A 4544-nucleotide genomic window follows, 5' to 3' on the forward strand; every position below is an offset into this window, starting at 1 on the left:
CCGAAGAATTTGCAGCGTTTTCAGGGTTTTCAGCATCTTCAATGTCTGGCAAAGGAGAAAAACCGTCTTTTTCGACAATATCTTCCGGAAGATCGGCATTTAGGTCGATAGCTTCGCCGTTAAAAGCAAAATCGTCATCGTTTTTTGAAGCCGTATTCTCAGTTCCAAAATCCATATCGTCCGGCAAATCCGGCATTTGAATGCCTTCAAAATTGTCAGATTTTTTTTCAGGCTCAGAAAGATTTTCGCCAGAAAGCCCATCAAACGGCACATTTTCCTGCTCAGCCTCAGTTTGAGCACTTTCTTCAGGAGCGGATTTTAAAAGCGCCTCCAAATCAAGATCTTCCAGAGGAATTTCTTCCGGCTCTTTTTTTTCAGGTTCTTTCTTTTCAGGCTCATCAAGAAATTCGCTTAAATCAGGCTCATCGCCAGAGTGCGAAGCATTGGAATCTAAAAGCGAATCCAAATCTGGAACAGCATCATTTTCTTGTGTCTGAGAACTTAAATCTTGCTCATTTTTTTCTTCGCCAGAATCAACAGCAGATACGGAATTTTCAGGAGAATCATCCGTTTTTTCAGGAAGTCCAAGAACAAAATCTTCAGAATCGTCTTCTTCAGAAATTCCTTCCGGGAAAGGAACAACGGCAGGTTTTTCACCGCGCTGGGCACGAATTTTAACTTCGTCACCAACATTCTGCATATCACTGGCAAATTTCTTTAGCTGATTTAATCCCGGCATTTCGTTTTTTTACTCCAGACAAAAATTGGCAGGTTTCTCTAAAAAATTCTAGAGCCCTGATTACAATTCAAGATTCAATTCTACACTCATTTTCGGAAAATCAGAACCCTTGCTTTAATAATTTGGGCGGCTTTTTTGCTCCGCAAAAAAAACGGGCTATCCGGGGTTCCGCGCTAACCGCGCTGCATTGGCGTTTGCAGGCAACCGCCAACGGTTTCCGCCCCTTCTATCCCTGCCACAAAACTTAATTTTAAAAATCTAAACTCCGTTCAAAAAATACCGAAAATTCCAGTATGAAAAAGTTTGCTGTTTTTACATTTTTTGCATTTTTTGTTTTAATTAGCGTTTCTGCAAAAAAAGATGAGCCAAAAAAAGACACTTACGATTACGACAATCTTGTAACTTCTGTAAGAGGAGTAACTTCACCTTTGATAAGCGATGAATACATTCTCTTTACAGCAGAAAAAAACGCCCGTAACGTAGGAATTGCCTTCGATTTTGAAAATTTCAGCAAAATTCACGCATTTTCGCTGCGCAAGCTTTTCGACTACGAAGGAGAACAGACAAACTCATGGTATTTTTACGTTCTGAAAATTCCTCCAAAAACACAAAAAATTTCCTACAAACTTGTAATCGACGGCCTTTGGACAGTTGATCCGACAAATCCAAACACCCAATACGACTCAGAAAACGGAATAGAATTTTCGTGCATAGAAATTCCGCAGACAAAAAAAAATATAACCGAAAAAATGCCCGACGGATTTACAAAATTTACCTGCAGCTTTGAACCAGGCAAAAAAATCAGGCTGGCAGGCACATTTACAAATTGGGACAGCTGGATTTACGAAATGACAGAAACTGCCCCAGGAAAATACGAAATTTACCTGCCGTTGCCGCCCGGAACATACTATTACGCCTATTTTACCGGCCTAAAACAGTTTATCGACACAACAAACCCGTCAAAAGCCTACACCGCCGAAGGCAAAACAGTATCTTCGATTGTAGTCAAATAGCCTGAATTTCGAGTTTTATAATTTAATGTCATTATCGGGCTTGACCCGATAATCTATTGAAAATTTCCAACAGATTCCTGACCGAGTTTACTGCGTAAACATCGCAGTGTCGTAGCACGGGAATGACACTTAAATTACTGTTCTTATCAAAACTCGAAATTCAGGCTAAATAAAAAAAGACTATTGTTTTTTTACAAGTCAATTTGCGGCTTAGGGATTGGAATGGTGAGCCCGTTTTGAAAAAAAACGGGCGAAAACAAACGCTTGCGTTTGGTCGGAGGCGTATGCCGTAGCCATGGAAAGCCCGACGGCGCATTGCGCCGGAAGCTCCTTTTTATAAATGTTTTTATGATTTTTATTTTTCAATGCGCCAAACTATAATTTATTTTCAAAATCTTCCATATTTTCAACACCTAAAAAAAGTGATAAATTTCTTCTATTCAAAAAATCAAAAAAAAGGAAAAGATAAATTTCCAGGTCTGAAAAAAAATGGATACAAACATCTCAAGAACACTGATAAGAAAAGCGACACAAAAAGACACTGCGGCAGTCCAAAGAATTTACGATAATATTCACACAGAAGAGGAAAGCGGACGCGCGGAAATCGGCTGGATAAGAGGAATCTACCCTGACGCACGTACAATCAAAGATGCTCTTGCAAGGAACGACCTTTTTGTCGTGGAAATTGACGGAAAAACTGCCGGAACAGTCATATTCAACCAGATACAGGTAGACTCATACAAAGGCGCTCCGTGGCAATATGATGCGCCGGACAGCGAAGTTATGGTCATGCATACACTTGTCATAGACCCGGCAGAAAAAGGCAGAGGACTTGGAAAAGCGGTTGCAAAATTCTACGAGCAATATGCTCTTGAAAACGGATGCCGCTATCTAAGGATAGACACAAACGAAAAAAACTCCGCCGCCCGCTCATTCTATAAAAAACTCGGCTATAAAGAAATCGGAATCAGAGGCTGCACTTTCAACGGAATAAAAGGCGTAAACCTTGTGCTGCTTGAAAAGAAAATATAAAATCCGTGGCGATATGCGTACATAAGCGCTGTGCAAAACAAATTTTCTCTTCTATTTTCAACACTTTAAAAAAGTGATAAACTTTCTTCTATTCAAAAATCAGAAAGACAAAACGCAACCTTGAAAAGGTTTCTTTTTTTCTTTCAAACTTTTTTTCTTCCAAAATCACAAATCTGCGTTCAAATTTTGCGGATAAAACGAGGTCAGAAAATGTATCCATTTCAGAACATCGAGCCAAAATGGCAAAAATACTGGGACGAGCACAAGACGTTCAAGGCTGTTGAGGACGAGTCTTTTCCAAAAGAGAAGCGCCGCTACGTTCTCGATATGTTCCCTTACCCGAGCGGAGCGGGACTTCACGTAGGACACCCGGAAGGCTACACAGCCACAGACATTTACTCGCGCTTTTTGCGCATGAACGGCTACAACGTTCTTCATCCGATGGGATACGACGCATTCGGCTTGCCTGCTGAAAACTACGCGATAAAAACTGGAACTCATCCTGCGGAAACAACTTTCAAGAACATCGCGCACTTTACCGAGCAGATTAAGGCTCTCGGATTCAGCTACGACTGGGACCGCGAAATCAAGACCTGCACTCCTGACTATTACAAATGGACTCAGTGGATTTTCCTCCAGCTCTACAAAAAAGGTCTGGCTTACGAGGCTCAGACTCCAATCAACTGGTGCCCTTCGTGCCTTACAGGGCTTGCAAACGAGGAAGTAAAAGAAGGACACTGCGACCGCTGCGGCGCGCAAGTTACGCACAAAGTTATCCGCCAGTGGATTCTTAAAATCACAGCCTATGCAGACCGTCTCTTAAAAGACTTGGACGAGCTTGACTGGCCTGAAAGCGTAAAGGCAATGCAGCGCAACTGGATTGGACGCTCGGAAGGCGCGGAAGTTGACTTTGCCGTTGCAGACAAGGACGGAAAAGCGACTGAGCAGAAGCTCACAGTCTACACGACAAGATGCGACACGCTTTTTGGCGCGACTTACATGGTTGTCTCGCCTGAGCATCCTTTGATTGAAAAACTCACAACGGCAGAACAGAAAGAAGCAGTTGAAAAATACCGCGATGAGGCAGCGAAGAAATCAGACCTTGAGCGAACCGACCTTGCAAAAACAAAGACTGGCGTTTTCTCAGGAAGCTACGCGATAAATCCTGTTAACGGAAAGCTCATTCCAATCTGGGTTGCGGACTATGTTCTGATTTCTTACGGAACAGGCGCAATCATGGCAGTTCCGGCGCACGACACACGCGACTGGGATTTTGCAAAGAAATTCGGTCTTCCAATCATCGAAGTCTTGAAGTCAGAAGTTGACGTTCAAAAAGAGGCTTGGACTCAGGACGGAATCCACGTTAATTCAGAATTCTTGAACGGCCTTAACAAAAAAGACGCGATTGCAAAAATGCTCGAGTTCCTGGAAGAAAAGAAAATCGGAAAAAAAGCCGTGAACTACAAGCTCCGCGACTGGGTTTTCAGCCGGCAGAGATACTGGGGCGAGCCGATTCCGCTTGTTCACTGTCCAAAATGCGGAACTGTTCCGGTTCCGGAAAGCGAGCTTCCGCTGGAGCTTCCAAACGTAAAGACTTACCAGCCGACAGGCACAGGCGAGTCTCCACTCGCAGGAATTGAGTCTTGGGTAAACTGCAAATGTCCTAAATGCGGAGCAGACGCAAAGCGCGAGACGAACACAATGCCTCAGTGGGCGGGAAGCTGCTGGTATTACCTTCGCTATCTCGACCCGAAAGACAA

4 protein-coding genes are annotated in these 4544 nt (G+C 43.2%); 3 read left to right on the top strand and 1 reads right to left on the bottom strand.

Annotated elements, in window-relative coordinates; all coding sequences use genetic code 11:
- A partial coding sequence (flcA, locus tag B4N75_RS02645; protein WP_296706534.1) for a periplasmic-type flagellar collar protein FlcA occupies positions 1–739 on the bottom strand: 739 nt, incomplete at its 3' end.
- Between the two features lie 293 nt (positions 740–1032).
- Here flcA and B4N75_RS02650 point away from each other — a divergent pair.
- From B4N75_RS02650 to leuS, 3 genes are all read left to right on the top strand, one after another.
- Positions 1033–1752: an isoamylase gene (locus B4N75_RS02650; protein ID WP_296021448.1), complete on the top strand. Its 720-nt coding sequence runs from the start codon at positions 1033–1035 to the stop codon at positions 1750–1752.
- Positions 1753–2241: 489 nt separating this feature from the next.
- Positions 2242–2784 (top strand): GNAT family N-acetyltransferase, encoded by a 543-nt coding sequence (locus B4N75_RS02655; protein WP_296021451.1) that lies wholly within the window; start codon positions 2242–2244, stop codon positions 2782–2784.
- A 210-nt stretch (positions 2785–2994) separates the two neighbouring features.
- Positions 2995–4544, top strand: a 1550-nt coding sequence (gene leuS / locus B4N75_RS02660; protein ID WP_296706536.1) for a leucine--tRNA ligase, incomplete at its 3' end; no start/stop codon positions are given.

The organism is Treponema sp. UBA7570 (assembly GCA_002477955.1).
In the GTDB taxonomy this organism is placed as follows: Bacteria; Spirochaetota; Spirochaetia; order Treponematales; family Treponemataceae; genus Treponema_D.